Origin of the sequence: Rhizobium cauense, from assembly GCF_019511525.1 — a bacterium.
GTDB lineage: Bacteria > Pseudomonadota > Alphaproteobacteria > Rhizobiales > Rhizobiaceae > Rhizobium > Rhizobium cauense.
Genome location: NZ_JAEUAT010000017.1, coordinates 131,662 through 148,877 on the forward strand (window position 1 = coordinate 131,662; position 17,216 = coordinate 148,877).

The following is a 17,216-nucleotide window of genomic DNA, read 5'->3' on the forward strand; positions in this document are numbered from 1 at the left end:
TAGTCGAGCTCAACGCACGTGGCTCGAGAAAACATCAGGCACAAGCCACCTCGCCGACAATTATTTGGTGTGACATTTGTCGCTCCTACCTGCTCTTGTCAGAGTGGCTTCGTTGCCCTTGATCCAGAACTCTACATCGTCATTGGCATATCGACCACAATCGGCTGACCTCACCTGAGGCAGTCTGATCTCACCCGACGTGTCGGAAAAGACCAGAACCACACTTCCGGGCGAACCGCCGGGAGACGAAAAAGCTGCATGGATCCGGATACCCCCGGCACACTCGTATTGTGCCTCGATGGGAAAGGCATCGCCCGTCCATAGCAAAAGTGCCGAAAGCGCCAACACCGGGGCCGGGATCTTGATCATCGTCACTCTCATTCGTCTGCTCAAGCCGTCGATGCGATACTATATCGCTGTGTGTGGACGACGGCCACCGCTGTACCGGAGAGATCGATACGCCAGGACCACGCTACTCTACTATCGGAAGAGCCGATCGACATAGTCACGACCGATGCCGACCTTCTCGTAGTGGTCGCGACAAAGAGCAATATAATTATGCACATCGAAGAACCCATCCGGCTCTCCATTCTCGTCGAGCCAGATCAATGGACCCTTGACTTGAAAGAATACCTTCATCGGCTGCTCGTGCTCGTAGGCGACCAAGGTATGCCCCTCGCCAGGCGTTTCGTAGACGAAATCGCCTGCGGTCGCTGTCCATTCGTGTTCCAGGTATCCCCATTTTCCGGAGATCGTGTAGGCGAAGACCTCGTGCGGATGATAGTGCCGATTTACTAGCCCAGCCTGCTTGGCCATCAGGATGTCGCACCACTTGTTCTGTGTCGGCGAAATCCAGAGTGGCCGCGAGGAGACCGTGTCCGTAAAGGGAACATAGAAGCGCTCGTCGTCCGTCGGTGCGTCGTTAAGATAGACCTCCGGTAGCGCGTCCGGCTGGAAGACCCGGCTGATCGGTTTCAGATCCTTCCAGAATTCGGTAGTCGCTAATTCAGGCATTTGGTGCTCCCCATTCCAGACTGTCTATGCGCGTACTTGCACATCAAGCAATGCCATGCGCCGCTCCTCGTCGATGTAGCGAATGGCGCGGAGAAGCGCTGCCTCGAGATCGGCACCCTGCTCTACTCTTTCGGCGTGGGCACGGCTCGCCTGCGCTATCTTTGAGAAATCCGGGATTGGTGCGAGCGAGGTGAGCGGCATTCGGTTCGCTTTGGCTGCATAGCCATCGGGATAGAGGCCAACCACAGATTGGCGCACCGCACCCCATTCGGCATTGTTCACGATCACCAACAGGATGGGGAGCGAGAGAGCCTCGGCGATCTGATGGCAGGCAACCGGATTGGAAAAGATATAGGAGCCATCGCCCATCGTCGCCACGACCAAGCGGTCGCGGTCGGCAAGCTGCATGCCAAGCGCTGCAGGGAAGGACCAGCCGAGACCGCCCGAATGCGGCTCCTGGTACCAGGCGCGATTGTCAGCGAGTTGCATAGGTGCAAGCGGGCATCCAAGTTCCGACAACACCGTCACCTCACGCCCGTGAATCGCTCTGGAGAGCGTCAGGCTTACCCAGTCCTTGGTCATCGGCTCTGCGCATCCTGCCTCTGCCCGCGCCAGCACAGCCATCCTCGCCTTGCGGTTCGCCGCGCCAACCGCGTTGACCCTGTCTGCAACATCACTGCCGGGAGACAATCGAGACATTGCCGCACTCAACGCCAGCAAACCGTCTGCAATCTCGCAGGCAATCGTGACATCCGAACGAAAATAGCGAACCGGAAATCGCTGGAACAGCGGATCTTGTCCGAGTTGAATGACCTTACAGCCTTCCTTAAGGGGATGAGTGTCGGGCGCCCAAGGAGCAAGTGCATCGACGACCAGCACGACATCGGCATCAGCCAGCAAGGGCGCAGGATCGGCCTGCGCCGCCATCGGATGGTCGGTCGGTAGCGCCAATTGGACTGCCCAATACTGGCAAACCGGAATTCCCCACTCCTTGGCAAGTGCAGAAAGCGCTGCAAAGCCCGCTTCAGATCCAGCGCCGCGCTGCGCAAAAATGACCGGATGGCGGGCGGATGCGAGCAGTCGCGCCGCCTCTTCGATTGCTTTTGGATCCGGCACATGGATCGCAGGCTCCATGTGCACGGGCTCCCTCAAGCCATTGGTCCTGCAAGGTTGGCAGAGAACCTCCCGCGGAAGCCCAACGTAGATCGGACCACGTGGCGTCGACGTTGCGATCGCATGAGCCCGATCGACCATTTGATGCACATGCTCTGGGAAGCGCAGTTCGTCGTCCCATTTCACAGCTTCGCGTACCAGCGAAGTCTGGTCACGCATCTCTTGCCCCCATCCAATTGGCACAGTTCGCGAACCCAGATGGCCGCTCTCGGAAACTGGCGTCTTTCCCGAAAAGAGCAGTATGGGTATGTGTTCGGTGGCGGCATTGATCGCGCCGATCGCGCAGTTTGCAAGCCCGACATTGGTGTGCGCCATGACTGCCTGCACACGCCCGGTCGCCAGATAGTAACCGTGTGCCATGCCCATCGCCGCGTTCTCGTGCGGAATGACGATCGCTTCCGGCACCGGAATACCCTTGGCTTCGGCCTCAGCCAGCCCTTCGATGATGGGCGGAAAGTCGGTTCCTGAATTGGCGAAAATGTAGTCGATGCCAATGGCCTTCAGCCGCGCCAGCAACGCCCCGCCGGCAGTCATCGTCAGCTCTGCGACTTGGCACTCGCCGTTATCGTTCATGGTTTTCCCCTGCTATACACTCATGCCGCCATCAACCATCAGTGTCGTGCCCGTGACGAAGCTTGATTGGCTTGAGGCAAGATAGAGGACGGATTTCGCGACCTCCTCCGGCGTACCGTGTCGCCCAAGGGGGATGAGTCGATTGAAGAATTCTGTGCCATCGACATTGGTGGCCGCGCCAAGTCCCTCTTCCACCGCAAGTTGGAAGCTGTTGTCGATTGGACCAGGATGGATCGAGTTGACGCGAATGCCGCGCGGCGCCAGTTCCTTGGCAAGACAACGCATAAGACCAACCTGCGCATGTTTGGCAGTGATGTAGGCATAGACACCTGCGTCCCCGCGCACACCCGCAACCGACGAGGTGATCACGATGCTGCCGCCGTCACGCATGACAGGCACAACGAACTTTGCTGCCAGGAAAGCTCCCTTGACGTGCACCGCCTGAACAGCATCGAAAACGTCTTCAGGGTAACTCTCTATCGGAGCCACGGTGCCGAAATTGCCCGCATTGGAAAACAGCACGTCCACGAGGCCGAACCGCTCCACTGTTTGCTTGGCATAGCGCCTGACGTCGCCAGCGTTTGAGACATCCCCTTCAATCAGCTCTATCCGGCCCGGTGGCAAGGCCGCTGCCGCTTTCTCCAGTGCTTGCGACGACAGATCAACCAGCGCAACGTTTGCGCCTTCGGCGAGGAACAGTCTTGCGGCCGCCAGGCCGAGACTGCCAGCACCGCCAGTGACAATGCAGGTCTTTCCGTCCAGCATCCCCAATGTATTCTCCATCAGATCGGATAGTGGACAGGGCCATCCTGGATGGTGATCCAGCGCAATTCGGTGAACTCGGCAATTCCTGCCTTGCCGCCAAACCGCCCGTAACCGGAATCCTTGACACCGCCGAAGGGCATCTGCGCTTCGTCATGTACCGTCGGGCCATTGATGTGGCAAATGCCGGACTCGATACGTTTGGCAACGGCCATTGCCCGGTTAACATCTCTGCCGAAGACTGCCGACGAAAGCCCGTACTCCGTATCGTTGGCAACGCGAACGGCCTCGTCGATGGAGCCTACACGCACCACCGAAACGACCGGACCGAAGCTCTCCTCGCCATATATCCGCATAGAAGGCGTGACGCGATCGAGGAGTGTCGCGTCGACAATCGTGCCGTTCACGTCGCCGCCGGCAGCTAGAACCGCGCCCTTCGAGAGCGCGTCCCTCACCAGTGCGTCAATGCGCTGGGCAGCCCTGGCGTCCACGACTGAGCCGAGTGGCGTATTGCCCTTGCGCGGATCACCAGCCTTGAGCGTCTTCACCTTCGCTGCCAGCGCCTCGACGAACGTATCGGCGATCTTGTCGTCCACGACGATCCGCTCGGTCGACATACATATCTGCCCTTGGTTCATGAAGGCACCGAACGCAGCAGCGGCGACCGCCTGCTCGATATCAGCATCGTCGAGCACAACAAATGGCGCCTTTCCGCCCAATTCCAGCAGCGCGGGCTTCAAATGGCGGCCCGCAGTTTCAGCAATGATGCGTCCGACACGTGTCGAGCCCGTAAAATTGACCCGGCGCACCGCGGGATGAGCAATAAGGGCCTCAACGATGCCGCCCGCATCCTCGGGTGCATTGGACACCGCATTCAAGACGCCCTCGGGAAGACCGGCCTCATGCAATGCGTCGACGATCAGCCTGTGTGTTCGCGGGCAAATCTCCGAGGTCTTCATGACGACAGTGTTGCCGCAGGCGAGTGGCGTTGCCAGGGAACGGACACCCAAAATTACCGGAGCATTCCACGGTGCGATGGACAGGACGACGCCGGCCGGCTGGCGGATCGCCATAGCCAGACTTCCCGGCCGATTGGAGGGTATCACCTCTCCTGCAATCTGGGTCGTAAGCGAAGCCGCCTCACGCAACATGTCAGCAGCCAAACCGACATTGAACATCGCCCAGCCTGCCGTCGCGCCTGTTTCCGCCGCCATGGCAGCGACGAACTCGGAAGCCTTTTCCTGCAATCTGTCAGCGGCAGCAAGCAACAGCTTACGGCGCTGGCCGGGGCCGGTCGCAGCCCAGGCAGGGAACGCCTTGGCGGCCGCGTTTGCGGCTTGGCGAGCATCCTCCACCGAAGCCGCGGCAACGGTAGAGGCGACTTCGCCCGAGATCGGGTTCAATCGCTCGAAACTGCGGCCATCGGTCGCTTCCACTTCCGTATTGTTGATCTTCAAGCCAAGCATGTTCATGCCATCTCCTTGTCATAAAATCATATTGTCGCGCTGGCGCCGAGGAAGGCACGCTGTATTGCGGGATCATCCTTGAGTGCTTGAGCAGGTCCCTCACCGGTGATTCTTCCTGCCTCGGCGAGATAACAGCGGTCAGCGATCGAAAGGCTCTTCTTCACGTTCTGCTCGACAATCAGAAGCGCAAGGCCCGTCTTTCGAATCCGCGCCAGACTTTCGAACAACTCTCCGACGACGACCGGCGCGAGGCCGAGGCTAGGCTCGTCCAACATCAACAACTGCGGCTTTGACATCAAAGCCCGCCCGATCGCCACCATCTGCTGCTCGCCACCCGACATCGTGTTGACGAACTGTGCGCGCCGGTCGCGAAGCTTGGGAAAGAGTTCATAGACGTAGTTCCGGCTCTCGGCCGTGGAAGCCCGCGCACGCCTTGCATAAGCACCGAGCGCGAGATTTTCCGCGACCGTTAACTCGCCGAAGACTCCCCGTCCCTCAGGAACCAAGGCAATGCCCGCTTCCAGGATATCGTGCGCGGGCATTCCCATAATTCTCGCCCCGGCGAAATTGATCACAGCCCCCGTGTCTACCCGCGCTATCCCGGCAATCGATTTAAGCAATGACGATTTTCCGGCGCCGTTGGCGCCGAGGATGGCCACGGTCTCGCCTTTGCCGACCTTAATCGACACGCGATCAAGCGCAACGTGTCGCCCATAGTGTAGAGAAAGGTTGGTGACCTCAAGCATGGTGCCCCCCAAGATAGGCGGTGACCACGTCCTGGTTGGCGAGCGCTTCAGCGGTCGGCGCATCAGCGATCTTGCGCCCGGCGTTCATCACGACGCAACGATTACAGACAGCCCGGATTGCCTCCATCACATGCTCCACAAGAAGGATCGTGATCCCGCGGTTCTTCAGCGAATGAATGAGATCGATCCCGGCTCGCAGTTCCGTGGGGTTCAGTCCAGCCAGCCACTCATCCAGCAGCAGTAGTTGCGGCTCAGCCGCTAGCGCGCGAGCGAGTTCCATGCGCTTCAAGTCGATGTAGGTCAGGTCCTGCGCTGTCTGATAGGCGCGATGAGTGAGACCAACATCGTCAAGCCGCGCCAACGCCTCCTCTTCGGCCGCGCTGCCCCAGAGCTTTCGAGGGCCGAAAGCAAGCGCGACTGTAACATTTTCGATAACACTCAGTGACGGCAGGGAGCGCACCAGCTGAAAGGTGCGCGACACGCTTTTTCTGGCGACCTGGTCCGGCGCCAGACCGGATATGAGTTGATCGTCCAACGCAATCGTTCCGCCGGTCGGCCTGAGGTGTCCGGAAATCATGTTGAGAACCGTGGTCTTGCCTGAACCGTTTGGACCGAGCAAACCCACCACTTCGCCGCGCTCTATGGAAAAGGAGACTGCATTGACCGCCGTCAGTCCGCCGAAGCGCTTGGTCAAGCCGGAAACTGTCAGAAGTTCGCTCATTCGGCCACCCCCGGAACTGCGCGCGACTTGCCGTTATGCCGCCGCTTCCAGCTCTCCTCGATAAAGGCCAGGACGCCGCGCGGAAGGACGAAGACAATCGCAATGAAGAGCAAGCCAAGAATAATCGAGTAGTGGTTCGGGAAGTTCGCCGACAGCCATTCGAACAACAGGAACAATGGCACAGCTCCGAGCAGGGGCCCACCCAGTCTGCTAGCTCCGCCAAGCAGAGCCATGATCAACGTCAGGAAGGAAATTGTGGGATTGAAGGCGATCGCTGGTTCCACGTAGGTCCAGCGCGGAGCCTGGATGGCACCAACGAGGGTGATGATAACGGAGCTGACGGCAAACAGAGCAATTTTCACGCGGGCAATGTTGATACCACAATGGGCAGCCACCACCTCATCGTCACCGATCACCTTGAGCGCAAGCCCGATTCTGCTGCGCCCAACGGCCCAAGAGATAACGAACGTGGCCGCGGCAAGCGCCAAAAGCTGCCAGTATATTCCCTCCGGCGTGACCGGAAGGAATATGTAGCGACCGAGCGTGCCGGTCATGTTGACCTCGTACCATGTCACAAGTTGGCGGACGAGTTCAGCAAGACCGAAGGTGAAGATGACGAAATAAACGCCTGCAAGCCTCAGCGTCGACAGGCCGACCACGAGCGCGACAATTAGACCTATCACGCCAGCAATGAGCAGTAGCACCGGATAAGGGACGCTCTCGCTGAGCACCGCGCAGGTATAGGCGCCGATGCCGAAAAAGGCGACGGTTGCGAGCGACACATAGCGCGTCGGGCCGGAAAACAATGCCCAGGCCGTCGCGAGAGTGACATAACCGAGCATCCCGATCATCAGCGTGACGCTGTACGGGCTGGCAAAGGATGGCAGGAACGCCAGTGCTGCGACAATTGCGATAAATGTTCCCGCCTGCAGAAGAGTGGCGCGCCTCATCGAGAAACCCTTCCGAAAAGACCGGCAGGACGCCACAGCAGCACGGCAAGGAAGATGAGATAGGTCGCGGCCAGGGTAAGCCCTGGAGAGACATAGGTCGCTACAAAGGTTTCGACCACACCAAGGATCAGGCCCGCCGAAAGTGCGCCGATAACATTGCCAACGCCACCCATGATAACGACAATCAACGCCTTCATGGTGAAGACCACGCCCGAAGTCGCCGTGAATGTCTGGTACATGGAAATGACAACGCCACCGGCGGCCGCAAGCGCTCCCCCAAGTGCAAATGCAGTGCGAGCGGCCTTGTCGACGTTGATGCCGACGAGCGGCGCAGAGGATGGTGAAACCGAGACAGCACGCAGCGCGGTACCCCAGAGCGTTCGCGTCAGAGCGAGATAGATTCCAAGACCAAGTGTAACCGCCATACCCAGCGCCAACAGCCGGTTGGCCGCAAGCGTCGCACCGAACACGTTCACAGGGACATTGAGGTAGCTGTAACTGGTAAAATTCGCACCGAATACCACCAGCAAAAGTCCCTGGATCACAAAAAGCAGGCCGAACGTCGCCAGGATCGAGTCGATCTCAAGGCTTGCCCTGTCGCGGGCGCGGGCAACAAGCGGGCGCATCATCACCCCGTACACGCCATAGCCGAGAACAAAGCCCGCTGGCACAGCAATGACAAGGCCAAGCACGGGACTGATCCCCCAGTGTGAAAACATCACGTATGCGAGAAATGAAGCCGCTATGATCGTCTCACCATAGGCGAGGTTCATGATGCGAGCGATGCCGTACTGGAGCGTCAGCCCCATGGCGACGAGCGCATAGGTTCCGCCGAGCACCAGCCCGGACAACAGGGCTGTGACGAGCATCAGCCTCCTCCTTTTTCGATGCTTGCGGGGCGGCGCGCATTTCCTGGAACGCGCGCCGCCTGCGGCGTCAGGCCTTCTTCCATTCCTTCCGAGGCAGCATGACCTTGCTGGCACCCGAGCGATCGGATGGAGCGACGCCGACGAATTTGCCGTTCTGCCATTGACCGGTCCACCAGAGCTTGCGTAGCTGGTTTTCCTCGAGTTTTGTCTCACCCAGCACCGTTTCGAAGGTGCCGCCGGCGATTTCGGCCGAGACGGCCTCGCGATCCAATCCCTTGCGCTTGATCGCCTCCTGCAGCATCTGGAGGCTTGCATAGGTGATCACGCTGCCCCAGTAGTCCGGAGCAACCCCAGTGAGCCCCTCGTGCCGCTTGCGGTATTCCTCGTTCGCCTTGTTTGCCGGATCGATTCCACCCAGGCTCATGATGCCGGTTGCATTTTCTCCGTTGTTCTTGCTGTAGACGGGGAAGCCCGTTCCGACGCCAAGATAAAGCACCTTCGGATTGAAGTTCGCGACCTGTGCCTGCTGCGTGAGCGCAAACGTGTCCGGCGGGTAGGAAAAGGCAACGAAACTGTCGGCGCCGCTTGCCATCGCCTCGTTGATGACAGGCGAGAAATCCGACGTCGCCAACGGATAGGTTTGGTCGTACACGACCTCGATACCAGCCTCCTTGAAAGCGGGACGGGCCGCGCTGACAAGGTCGATGCCAAAGCCATCTGCAACAGAGACCATCGCGACCTTATTGTTGATAGTGCCGGCCTTGTTGGCTTCAACGAGGATACTCGCGAGTGCCCTGGCGTAATCATGGCCGCCCCCGAGCATCCAGAAACTCTTCTTCCAGCGCTGGACGAATTGGGGTGCCTTGTCGGTTACTGCAGAAACGGCAAGCTGGGGATAGCCATAGCGATCAAAAAGTGGCGCAACCGCAAGGTTGAAGCCGGTACCCCACGGTGCAAGAATAAAATCCACCTGGTCGTTCGTCGCCAGACGCTCGGTTGCCCGCACAACTTCTTCCGACGACGAACGGTCGTCGTATTCGATCACCTCGATCGGCAGCTTCTTGCCATCCGGCAGTTCGAGACCTCCGGCGTCATTCACGTCCTTGACCCAGAGCAAGTAGTTTGGAAGCGTCGTGATACCGGCACCGCCCGCATTCGGCCCGGTCTTTGAAATCGCATAGCCAATGCGAACGGATTTGCGCTCCACAGCAAAGGCCGCCCGTCCGACGCCCGTTGCGGCGACCGCGGCGACAAGTGCAGCACTTCGCAGGACTTGCCTGCGTTGATAGATTTTCATCGATTTTCCTCCCGTAAGGCCTGCTCCCACAGGCCGCTCAGGTCAACATCGCAATCCCCATTCCGTTCTCCTCCAAGAGTGCGGAAGCATCCGTTGACGCGGTCAATCTACGCGTTGCCCTTTTGAAGCGTAATAGACTTTTACAAGAGATATTTGTACTTTTCACGGAAAGTCGAAAGGATTGCCATGGGTTCCGCTAATGCCCCGCTGGTTACGACCACGCATCCTCCCCGTCAGGTATCGGAAGCCGTTGAGGCACGCATTTTTCTCGGCGCCCTCGCGCAATCGGCGTGGACGTTTCGCGGCACCCGAAATCGCGCCTTCGTCCTTGTTTGCGGCAGCGGACACATCCGGCTGGGTTCGCATGAAGTCCCGATCAATGGCCCAGCGATCATATGGGCGCCCTCCGGCGAGACCGGCACCATCGTTTTCGATGCCGGCAGCGAAGGCGCCGCTCTGGCCGTTCCTGATGTCATCCTCGGATCGGCGATGCCTTCCGGCGCGGTTTTCGCACAGGTTCGTGAAGCGATCTCACGTCCGATCCTCGGCGTGCGCCTCGGCACTTTGGAAGCGCGTCGCTTGTCGGGCGCATTCGCCATCATCGAACAGGAGCTGAAGGCCGACGAAGCTGGGACCCAGGAAGTCATCCGCCACCATCTGGCACTCCTTCTCTTGGCGATCTGGCGCCTGACGAGTTCCACCGTCGAACGGCAGCAGCCATCGCCGCGTGCCATCGTTCGCGGCTTTGTACACTTGATCGAATTGCACATCCGGGATCATTGGACGGTAGACCACTACGCCAACGCCCTTGGCGTTACCGCTGATCGCCTGAACAGTGCCATCCGCGCCGTGCGACCAAACGAACACCAATGGAGCTTGTTCACTCACGTCTGATCTCGGAAGCATCCACCATGCTCGACGGCTCGGGATTGCAAATCGCGGCAGTCGCCGAAGCGCTCGGCTTCACCGATCCGGCATATTTCAGTCGCTTCTTTAAACGGCTCACCGGCGTCTCCCCGCGCGCTTATCGCGCCGGCGCCGTTCTTCGGAAGCCAAGCGCGGACACCAGCTACGCGGCCTGGCCCTGAGACCCATGCAGGAAGGCGCAGCGGATTGACGTCAGCACTTTCGATGCGCTATCGGAATGTGTCGAAAAGATCCCGGCTGGTGTGGTTATTCCAGCGCCGCGTGAAGCGGATCGTCGCGCTTGCGAACCCTCGGCATCAAACCTCATATTGAGGATGGTGCTGGCATGGTTCGAACCGCCTTGCTCTCCGTCCTCGCGTTCGGAGAACAACATGAACGACCGCAAGACAATCATTCTAGCGCAAGCCTTCATTTCCTGCATGATGGCGTTCCTCATGACGGGCTTTTTTGCCTTCGTCGAACTTGGCGCCAGCATCGATTGGATCCGAAGCTGGGCGAAGCACTTCGCCATCGCATGGCCTGTGGCCTTCTGCCTCTCGATTGTCGTGGGCAAGGTTGGATTTGATTTGGCGATGCGCCTGACGAGGGTCGGTCGCTAGGTTCCAGACGTCCGCGCTAGGTCCCCGCACAATTTGAACGCCGCGTGCCGGGGCTCCGATGCGAGCGTGCTCCCCATAAGGCCAAAATTTGTTCTTCCAGTGGGCGCGCAGGAGCATCGCCCTTCCGACCAACTTCTTGTCTATACAATCAGACGAAACTGGCCTCGAACAACTCGCGGGCATAAGCGTCGTGCGTCACGCCGTTTTGCATGTCGCTTTTGGTCAACTCGTCGACAAACTGGCCGTTCTTCATGATCAATACGCGATCGCACATGTGCGCGATGACGGCAAGATCGTGGCTGACGAGAACATAGGTCAATCCGCGCTCGTCACGCTGGTCTGCCAGCAAGTTGAGAATCTCTGCCTGTATCGACACATCGAGCGCAGACGTAGGCTCGTCCAGCAGTAAAATCGGCGGCTGGAGTATCAGCGCCCTTGCGATCGCAACGCGCTGGCGCTGGCCGCCGGAAAGTTCGTGGGGAAACCGGCTGGCGAACGCCACTGGCAATCCAACCTGTCGCAATGCCTTTTCCACCTTCGGCCAAATGTCGGAATGGCCCATGGCTTTCAAAGGCTCGGCCAATGCCGTTCCAATTCGATGGCGCGGGTGAAGGGATCCGTAGGGATCCTGAAACACCATCTGTGCGCATTTCAGTTCATCACGGCTTCGTGCCTTGCCTACATCTTTGCCGGCGAGCGCAATTCTTCCCGACCAGCCGTTTTCCATACCAGCAAGACAGCGCAACAAGGTAGACTTGCCACACCCGGATTCGCCCACGATGCCAAGGGTTTCGCCCGAAGCCACGTCGAAGCTGACCTTCTTTACGACGTGATTTTCCTGCTTTCCCGAAGCAAAGACGACATTGAGATCACGAACTTCAATCATCATGCTTTCTCCGTGTCGAGTTTCGACCGGTCGAGGACAGCCAGGCGCCGTACCGGATGCTTCGGATCGGGTAGCGCGGCCATTAGCCCCCGTGTATAGGGGTGACGCGCGTCCTCGAGCCGAGTGAGCGTTTCAACCACCCTTCCGGAATACATGACAATGATCCGCTCACAGAAAGCGGCAACCATGCGGATATCGTGGCTGATCAACAAGAGGCCTGAATTGTTCTCCCGAACGAGTTCATCGAGGAGCGTCAACACGTCCTTTCTGACACTAACGTCGAGCGCTGAGGTCGGTTCATCGGCGATCACCAGCTTCGGCTTCGCAAGGAGCATCATTGCTATCATCACCCGCTGGCCCATACCCCCCGAGATTTGGTGGGGATAGAGCGACATGACGCGTTCCGGGTCATTGATCCGGACACGCTCCAGCATGGTTCTGGCGGCGGCAAATGCCTCTCCACCACGCAGGCCAAGATGAAGACGCGCCGCCTCCGCGATCTGCTTTCCCACCGTCAGGACGGGGTTCAGCGAGTAGCGAGGATCCTGCATGATCAATGCGATGTCCTTGCCCCTCAATTTGCCCATCTGCCGTTCAGACCTCGACAAAAGCGGCTGCCCGTCGAGATCAAGACGCTGCGCAGTGACCGTAGCACTCGGAGGCAGAAGGCGCATGATCGCACGCCCCGTGGTCGATTTGCCGGAGCCGGATTCGCCGACAATACCGACACGCTCGCGTCCTATGTCGAAGCTTACGTCAGAGACGGCAGGGATTGGGTTCCTGCCAAAACTCACATTCAGCCCCTTGATGGAGAGCACCGGCTTCACCTCATGATCTTGCATGGCGAGGATCCAGAATGTCGCGAAGCGCATCACCCGCGATGTTGAAGGCGAGACTGGTAACAAGGATGGCCAAGCCGGGCATCACAGCGACCCACCAGTAGTCGAGCATGAACTTTCGCCCATTGGATATCATGGCTCCCCACTCCGGCGCAGGCGGCTGCGCGCCAAGGCCCAGGAACCCGAGAGACGCGGCCGTCAGGATGATCCCGGCCATATTCAGCGTAAGACGAACGATGACCGACGGAATGCACATTGGCGCAATGTAAACGAACAGAATGCGCAGTGGCGAGGCGCCGTAAAGGCGAGCAGCGGAAACGTAGTCTGCATTCCGGACCACCAGTGCTTCAGCCCGGGCCAGCCGGGCAATTGGGGGCCAGGCTGTCAAGGAGATAGCGATAATTGCCGTGGTTAGACCGGCGCCGAGGGCAGCGGCAAATGCGAGTGCCAGGATGAGCGATGGAAACGAGAGAACGATGTCAGTCGCCCGCATCAGAAGTGCATCCGTACGGCCGCCAAAGAAGCCCGCCACGACACCAATCAACAGTCCTATCGGGCCGACAATCAAGGAGATCGAGAGGACCGTCTGGACCGTTATCCGCGTGCCGTAGATCAGTCGGCTCAGGATATCACGGCCAAATTCATCGGTCCCTGCCCAGTGAGCGACACTTGGCGGTTTCAGAGCGTCCGAGAGAACCTGGATATTTGGATCATAGGGAGCAAGCACCGGGGCGAAGGTTGCTACCACGCACAAGAGCGCGAGGACGACAAAGCCTGCCAGGCCGAGAGGCTCCTGTACAAGCTTCGACGAAATGCGCCGCGCCGAGGCGGCGATTCTCGTGTGAAGGCTGGGCGGGCGTACAAGTAGGCCAGTTTGAAGTGCGTCGCTCATCGGGCAGCCTCCCGTGTGCGCGGATCGAAGATTGCATAGGCGATATCCGCGAGGAAATTTAGGAACATAAAGATGAAACCGATGATGATCGTGCCTGCGACGACCGCGTTCATGTCACCGATCATCAGTGCGTTGGTCATATACTGGCCAATCCCAGGCCATGAAAAAACGATCTCGGTGACAACGGCACCTTCCAACAGGCCGCCATACGAGATCGCGAGGATGGTGATCAGCTGAACAGCTATGTTGGGCAGGACATGGCTGATGACAGTACTCGCCGGTCCAACACCTTTTGCGCGTGCTGCGATGACATAGTCCTGGCTCAACTGCTCCAGCGTGAAACTGCGGGTCATGCGTGTGATGTAGGCCATCGCAGCATATGCAAGGATCACGGCTGGCAAGATGATGTGGCCGAGCGCATTCAAGAAGATCTCTGTTTCGCCCTGCATAAGGCTGTCTACGAGAAGCAGACCCGTTTGCGGCGCGACCAGTCCCTCATAAAAGACGTCCACGCGTCCCGGTCCGCCGACCCAATTCAGGCTGGCATAAAAGATCACAAGGCCGACGATCCCGAACCAGAAGATCGGGATCGAGTGGCCGACGAGTGCAATCACTCGTGCTGTCTTGTCTATGAGACTGTCGCGAAACAATGCGGCCATCAGACCAAGGGGCACGCCGACGAACGTCGAGATCAGGATCGCAAGCGTGGCAAGCTCAAACGTCGCCGGAAATGCCTGGGCCAGATCCGAGGATACCGGATTTCCTGTCAGGACCGCGGTCCCGAAGTCGCCCTGGGCCAGGCCCTTCAGGTAAATCAGAAACTGCTGGTAGATGGGCAGGTCGAGCCCCAGCTTCTGGCGCATGGCGGCATAGGCTTGCGGATCCGCAAGCTCGCCGACGATCGCGCCCACCGGATCGGCCGGCAGCACGCGGCCGATCACGAAAGTGACGCACAACAGGATGAACAGGCTAACGACGAGATGTCCAAGTCGCCGTCCCAGTTCGGTTACGGACAATTCTTTCATGATCGGCGACCCTGCTTAATCAGTCTCTGCCTTGGTCACACCCTCAAGCCGGGTCGCTTGATTGGGATGCCCGATATAGCCCTGCACCTTGCTGCTCAGCACGATCGGTTCAAAGCGCTCGAACATCGGCAGCACGGCGGGATTCTGAGCAATGAACATCTTCTGCATCTCGACATAGAGTTCACCGCGCTTCTTGGGGTCAGGCTCCATTGACGCCTTTGCCGTAAGGGCAGTCAATTCTGGAATATCCCAGGCCGAGCGCCAGACGAAGTTGCCCGCGTTGTTAGCCTCAAGCGAATTGTCCGGATTGGACGCAAATTGCTCCATCGCTCCAAGAACGTTTGGCATGTATGCGCCGGTTTGCGGCATAAGGAGATCGAAATTTCGTGCCCGATGCGCCGCGATGATGTCAGAACCGTTGCCCTGCTGGATATCGACCTTGATGCCGATCTGGCCGAGTGAGGCCTGGATCGCCGTCGCCAGATCGATGCGCGGTGTCTGTGCGATGGTCTTCAGGTTGACCGAGAAGCCATCCTTGAAGCCGGCTTCAGCCAGCAATTGCTTTGCCTTTTCTACATCGAGGTGCCAGTCAGGGCTTGGGATGGCGTACTCGAAATTCTCCGGAACCGGTACCGTCCGGGTCCTGCCATATGGACCCATGATCGTCTTCTCGATACCCTTGTAGTCGATCCCGTAGGCAATCGCTTCGCGCACCTTTGGGTTGGCGAGATACTTGTTTCCGGCATTCATCGCCAGCACGTAGAACCCACCCGTCGGCACTCGCTGAACGTCGAAGCCCTCCTTGTCGCCGAAGGTCGCAAGATCAGACGCGGTCATGGCACTGGCAATATCGATATCGCCACGCTCCAGCATCAGTCGTTCGACCTGACTTTCGGGCACATGCCTTACGATCACACGCCGCATCTTCGGTGCGCCGGCAACGTAGTCCTTGTTCGCATCCAAAATGACGAGCTCGTTCGGCGACCAACGATTAAGCGTGAACGGGCCAGATCCGGCCGAATGCGTTCTCAGCCAAGCGTTCCCAAAGTCGTCATTAGCCGCGTTCTTCTGGACCTCAACGCTGTCGACCACACTGGCGATGACCATGGCGAGGCGATAAAGCAGGAGCTCAGACGTGACCTCGCCGGACAGATCAATCCGTACAGTCTTGTCGTCGACCGCCTTCACGAGTTTATCGACATTGTCCTTGGTATAGCCGACCCGCTTCAGGTTTGCCGCCGCAGCCTGGTCAAGCTTCAGCAGCCTCACCAGGGAATAGACCACGTCGTTGGAGGTTACGGGATTACCGGAGGCAAAGGTGGCGTCACGAAGCTTGAACGTAATCCCCTTATCGTCCACCTGCCAGCTTTCCGCCAGCTGCGGCACGATCTTCCCGTCAGGCGTCGTCGCGACAAGCCGATCGTAAAGGTTCGACATGATCTCGATCGCCTTGGCCTCGGTCGCCTGCTGCGGGTCGAGCGACAGAACTTGCGCAAGCGAGGTACCGATAACGAGCTGGTCAGCGGGCGTGGCTGCCTTGAGCTCCTGCGCAGCAAGCGTCAGCGCACAAAAAGCAACGCCCACAAAAAGACTTCTGGAAAAATGCTTCATTGCAACTCCTCCCTGAGTTACTATACTAGACATCATATGTCGTCCGTATGTCGTATTATGATCTATCGAAGTTGATGGAGCTTTGCAAGCGCCTTACGGACAGGACGAGATGGAAAAGTTGGGGATGGGATTATGGTAACGGTCAGTCGGGGCAGAGAGCGTCGCGCGCAGCAGGTCATTGATCAGCTGCGCCTGCAGATTGAGACAGGCAAGCTCAAAGAGGGTGACCAGCTACCAACCGAGCCACAACTCGAGGCGGCCTTTGGCGTCAGCCGCACGGTCGTCAGGGAGGCGATTGCCGATCTGCGGGCGGCCGGCTTCGTTTTGCCCGTGCAAGGAAAGGGCGTCTTTGTCGCCGACCCCAAGGCAAAAACCGGCCTATCCTTGACACCGATCGAGGTAAAAAGCATCCCCGAAACACTGGAGTTGCTGGAGTTTCGAATGGCAGCAGAGGGAGAGGCGGCGGCAATTGCCGCTTACCGCAGGACCGCCGAGCAAGAGGCGGCGATACGGACAGCCAACAGGAAAATGGCCAATCTGATCGATGCCGGGCAATCGACCGTTGAGGCCGACTACGAGTTCCACATGGCGATCGCGGCCGCCACGAACAACCGGTTTTACGTCGACGTGCTTCGTCATTTCGGCCCGCGCGCCATACCGCGAGGACAATTCCCCACCCTCCCTGAAGCCAACGACCGCGCCTATCTCGAAAAGGTACACGCCGAACACGGCGAGATACTTGCAGCCATAGCTGACCAGGACCCCGACCGAGCGCGGCAGGCAATGCGCGCGCATATGACAGCAAGCCAGAGGCGGTACCGAATGCTCGCAGAGCAGCAATAGGGCTCGACAGCCTCCGAAATTCA

Annotated in this window: 19 protein-coding genes; 4 read left to right on the top strand and 15 right to left on the bottom strand. The window is 58.9% G+C overall.

Features of this window, described 5'->3' with window-relative positions:
- Positions 1–60: 60 nt before the first annotated feature.
- The 10 genes from JNB88_RS25700 to JNB88_RS25745 form a co-directional block, all read right to left on the bottom strand.
- Positions 61–369: an MliC family protein gene (locus JNB88_RS25700; protein WP_220357911.1), complete on the bottom strand. Its 309-nt coding sequence runs from the start codon at positions 367–369 to the stop codon at positions 61–63.
- Positions 370–480: 111 nt separating this feature from the next.
- Positions 481–1,014 (bottom strand): 2,4'-dihydroxyacetophenone dioxygenase family protein, encoded by a 534-nt coding sequence (locus JNB88_RS25705; protein WP_220357912.1) that lies wholly within the window; start codon positions 1,012–1,014, stop codon positions 481–483.
- A gap of 24 nt (positions 1,015–1,038) precedes the next feature.
- The gene (locus JNB88_RS25710; protein WP_220357913.1) at positions 1,039–2,760 is read right to left on the bottom strand and encodes a thiamine pyrophosphate-requiring protein; all 1,722 of its coding nucleotides are present in this window, start codon (positions 2,758–2,760) and stop codon (positions 1,039–1,041) included.
- A 12-nt stretch (positions 2,761–2,772) separates the two neighbouring features.
- Entirely contained in the window at positions 2,773–3,525 is a 753-nt protein-coding gene (locus tag JNB88_RS25715) for an SDR family NAD(P)-dependent oxidoreductase (protein WP_220357914.1), read from the bottom strand.
- A 17-nt stretch (positions 3,526–3,542) separates the two neighbouring features.
- Positions 3,543–4,994 (bottom strand): aldehyde dehydrogenase, encoded by a 1,452-nt coding sequence (locus JNB88_RS25720; RefSeq protein ID WP_220357915.1) that lies wholly within the window; start codon positions 4,992–4,994, stop codon positions 3,543–3,545.
- 20 nt (positions 4,995–5,014) lie between these two features.
- The gene (locus tag JNB88_RS25725) at positions 5,015–5,734 is read right to left on the bottom strand and encodes an ABC transporter ATP-binding protein (protein ID WP_220357916.1); all 720 of its coding nucleotides are present in this window, start codon (positions 5,732–5,734) and stop codon (positions 5,015–5,017) included.
- On the bottom strand, positions 5,727–6,455 hold the full coding sequence (locus JNB88_RS25730) for an ABC transporter ATP-binding protein (RefSeq protein WP_220357917.1): 729 nt from the start codon (positions 6,453–6,455) through the stop codon (positions 5,727–5,729). The genes JNB88_RS25725 and JNB88_RS25730 overlap by 8 nt, the downstream gene beginning before the upstream one ends.
- Entirely contained in the window at positions 6,452–7,405 is a 954-nt protein-coding gene (locus JNB88_RS25735) for a branched-chain amino acid ABC transporter permease (protein WP_220357918.1), read from the bottom strand. The genes JNB88_RS25730 and JNB88_RS25735 overlap by 4 nt, the downstream gene beginning before the upstream one ends.
- Entirely contained in the window at positions 7,402–8,274 is an 873-nt protein-coding gene (locus tag JNB88_RS25740; protein WP_220357919.1) for a branched-chain amino acid ABC transporter permease, read from the bottom strand. The genes JNB88_RS25735 and JNB88_RS25740 overlap by 4 nt, the downstream gene beginning before the upstream one ends.
- A gap of 67 nt (positions 8,275–8,341) precedes the next feature.
- Complete coding sequence (locus JNB88_RS25745; protein WP_220357920.1) at positions 8,342–9,571, bottom strand: amino acid ABC transporter substrate-binding protein; 1,230 nt, start codon at positions 9,569–9,571, stop codon at positions 8,342–8,344.
- A gap of 186 nt (positions 9,572–9,757) precedes the next feature.
- On the opposite strand from JNB88_RS25745, the gene JNB88_RS25750 reads away from it, so the two are divergent.
- The 3 genes from JNB88_RS25750 to JNB88_RS25760 all read left to right on the top strand — a co-directional run bounded on the left by JNB88_RS25750 (position 9,758) and on the right by JNB88_RS25760 (position 11,097).
- Positions 9,758–10,465 (top strand): hypothetical protein, encoded by a 708-nt coding sequence (locus JNB88_RS25750; protein ID WP_220357921.1) that lies wholly within the window; start codon positions 9,758–9,760, stop codon positions 10,463–10,465.
- Complete coding sequence (locus tag JNB88_RS25755) at positions 10,441–10,659, top strand: helix-turn-helix domain-containing protein (protein WP_220357922.1); 219 nt, start codon at positions 10,441–10,443, stop codon at positions 10,657–10,659. Before JNB88_RS25750 ends, JNB88_RS25755 begins: the two co-directional genes overlap by 25 nt.
- Positions 10,660–10,869: 210 nt before the next feature.
- The gene (locus JNB88_RS25760) at positions 10,870–11,097 is read left to right on the top strand and encodes a DUF2798 domain-containing protein (protein WP_220357923.1); all 228 of its coding nucleotides are present in this window, start codon (positions 10,870–10,872) and stop codon (positions 11,095–11,097) included.
- Positions 11,098–11,245: 148 nt separating this feature from the next.
- On the opposite strand, the gene JNB88_RS25765 is transcribed toward JNB88_RS25760, so the two are convergent.
- From JNB88_RS25765 to JNB88_RS25785, 5 genes are read right to left on the bottom strand one after another with little or no spacing between them, the layout of a single operon-like run.
- Entirely contained in the window at positions 11,246–11,983 is a 738-nt protein-coding gene (locus JNB88_RS25765; protein WP_220357949.1) for an ABC transporter ATP-binding protein, read from the bottom strand.
- Positions 11,983–12,825: an ABC transporter ATP-binding protein gene (locus tag JNB88_RS25770; RefSeq protein ID WP_220357924.1), complete on the bottom strand. Its 843-nt coding sequence runs from the start codon at positions 12,823–12,825 to the stop codon at positions 11,983–11,985. The genes JNB88_RS25765 and JNB88_RS25770 overlap by 1 nt, the downstream gene beginning before the upstream one ends.
- Complete coding sequence (locus tag JNB88_RS25775) at positions 12,812–13,714, bottom strand: ABC transporter permease (protein ID WP_220357925.1); 903 nt, start codon at positions 13,712–13,714, stop codon at positions 12,812–12,814. Before JNB88_RS25775 ends, JNB88_RS25770 begins: the two co-directional genes overlap by 14 nt.
- Positions 13,711–14,739, bottom strand: a complete 1,029-nt coding sequence (locus tag JNB88_RS25780; protein WP_220357926.1) for an ABC transporter permease — start codon at positions 14,737–14,739, stop codon at positions 13,711–13,713. The genes JNB88_RS25775 and JNB88_RS25780 overlap by 4 nt, the downstream gene beginning before the upstream one ends.
- 15 nt (positions 14,740–14,754) lie before the next feature.
- Positions 14,755–16,350: an ABC transporter substrate-binding protein gene (locus JNB88_RS25785; RefSeq protein WP_220357927.1), complete on the bottom strand. Its 1,596-nt coding sequence runs from the start codon at positions 16,348–16,350 to the stop codon at positions 14,755–14,757.
- Between the two features lie 132 nt (positions 16,351–16,482).
- On the opposite strand from JNB88_RS25785, the gene JNB88_RS25790 reads away from it, so the two are divergent.
- On the top strand, positions 16,483–17,193 hold the full coding sequence (locus JNB88_RS25790) for a FadR/GntR family transcriptional regulator (RefSeq protein ID WP_220357928.1): 711 nt from the start codon (positions 16,483–16,485) through the stop codon (positions 17,191–17,193).
- The last annotated feature ends 23 nt before the right edge of the window (positions 17,194–17,216 follow it).

What these genes read in the sequence shown, in the direction of transcription:
- JNB88_RS25720 (WP_220357915.1), bottom strand. Translation starts at nt 4,994, where the DNA reads ATGAACATGCTTGGCTTGAAGATCAACAATACGGAAGTGGAAGCGACC.
- JNB88_RS25710 (WP_220357913.1), bottom strand. Translation starts at nt 2,760, where the DNA reads ATGAACGATAACGGCGAGTGCCAAGTCGCAGAGCTGACGATGACTGCC.
- JNB88_RS25750 (WP_220357921.1), top strand. Translation starts at nt 9,758, where the DNA reads ATGGGTTCCGCTAATGCCCCGCTGGTTACGACCACGCATCCTCCCCGT.
- JNB88_RS25770 (WP_220357924.1), bottom strand. Translation starts at nt 12,825, where the DNA reads ATGCAAGATCATGAGGTGAAGCCGGTGCTCTCCATCAAGGGGCTGAAT.
- JNB88_RS25785 (WP_220357927.1), bottom strand. Translation starts at nt 16,350, where the DNA reads ATGAAGCATTTTTCCAGAAGTCTTTTTGTGGGCGTTGCTTTTTGTGCG.
- JNB88_RS25790 (WP_220357928.1), top strand. Translation starts at nt 16,483, where the DNA reads ATGGTAACGGTCAGTCGGGGCAGAGAGCGTCGCGCGCAGCAGGTCATT.
- JNB88_RS25715 (WP_220357914.1), bottom strand. Translation starts at nt 3,525, where the DNA reads ATGCTGGACGGAAAGACCTGCATTGTCACTGGCGGTGCTGGCAGTCTC.
- JNB88_RS25735 (WP_220357918.1), bottom strand. Translation starts at nt 7,405, where the DNA reads ATGAGGCGCGCCACTCTTCTGCAGGCGGGAACATTTATCGCAATTGTC.
- JNB88_RS25765 (WP_220357949.1), bottom strand. Translation starts at nt 11,983, where the DNA reads ATGATTGAAGTTCGTGATCTCAATGTCGTCTTTGCTTCGGGAAAGCAG.
- JNB88_RS25705 (WP_220357912.1), bottom strand. Translation starts at nt 1,014, where the DNA reads ATGCCTGAATTAGCGACTACCGAATTCTGGAAGGATCTGAAACCGATC.
- JNB88_RS25755 (WP_220357922.1), top strand. Translation starts at nt 10,441, where the DNA reads ATGGAGCTTGTTCACTCACGTCTGATCTCGGAAGCATCCACCATGCTC.
- JNB88_RS25740 (WP_220357919.1), bottom strand. Translation starts at nt 8,274, where the DNA reads ATGCTCGTCACAGCCCTGTTGTCCGGGCTGGTGCTCGGCGGAACCTAT.
- JNB88_RS25745 (WP_220357920.1), bottom strand. Translation starts at nt 9,571, where the DNA reads ATGAAAATCTATCAACGCAGGCAAGTCCTGCGAAGTGCTGCACTTGTC.
- JNB88_RS25730 (WP_220357917.1), bottom strand. Translation starts at nt 6,455, where the DNA reads ATGAGCGAACTTCTGACAGTTTCCGGCTTGACCAAGCGCTTCGGCGGA.
- JNB88_RS25760 (WP_220357923.1), top strand. Translation starts at nt 10,870, where the DNA reads ATGAACGACCGCAAGACAATCATTCTAGCGCAAGCCTTCATTTCCTGC.
- JNB88_RS25725 (WP_220357916.1), bottom strand. Translation starts at nt 5,734, where the DNA reads ATGCTTGAGGTCACCAACCTTTCTCTACACTATGGGCGACACGTTGCG.
- JNB88_RS25780 (WP_220357926.1), bottom strand. Translation starts at nt 14,739, where the DNA reads ATGAAAGAATTGTCCGTAACCGAACTGGGACGGCGACTTGGACATCTC.
- JNB88_RS25700 (WP_220357911.1), bottom strand. Translation starts at nt 369, where the DNA reads ATGATCAAGATCCCGGCCCCGGTGTTGGCGCTTTCGGCACTTTTGCTA.
- JNB88_RS25775 (WP_220357925.1), bottom strand. Translation starts at nt 13,714, where the DNA reads ATGAGCGACGCACTTCAAACTGGCCTACTTGTACGCCCGCCCAGCCTT.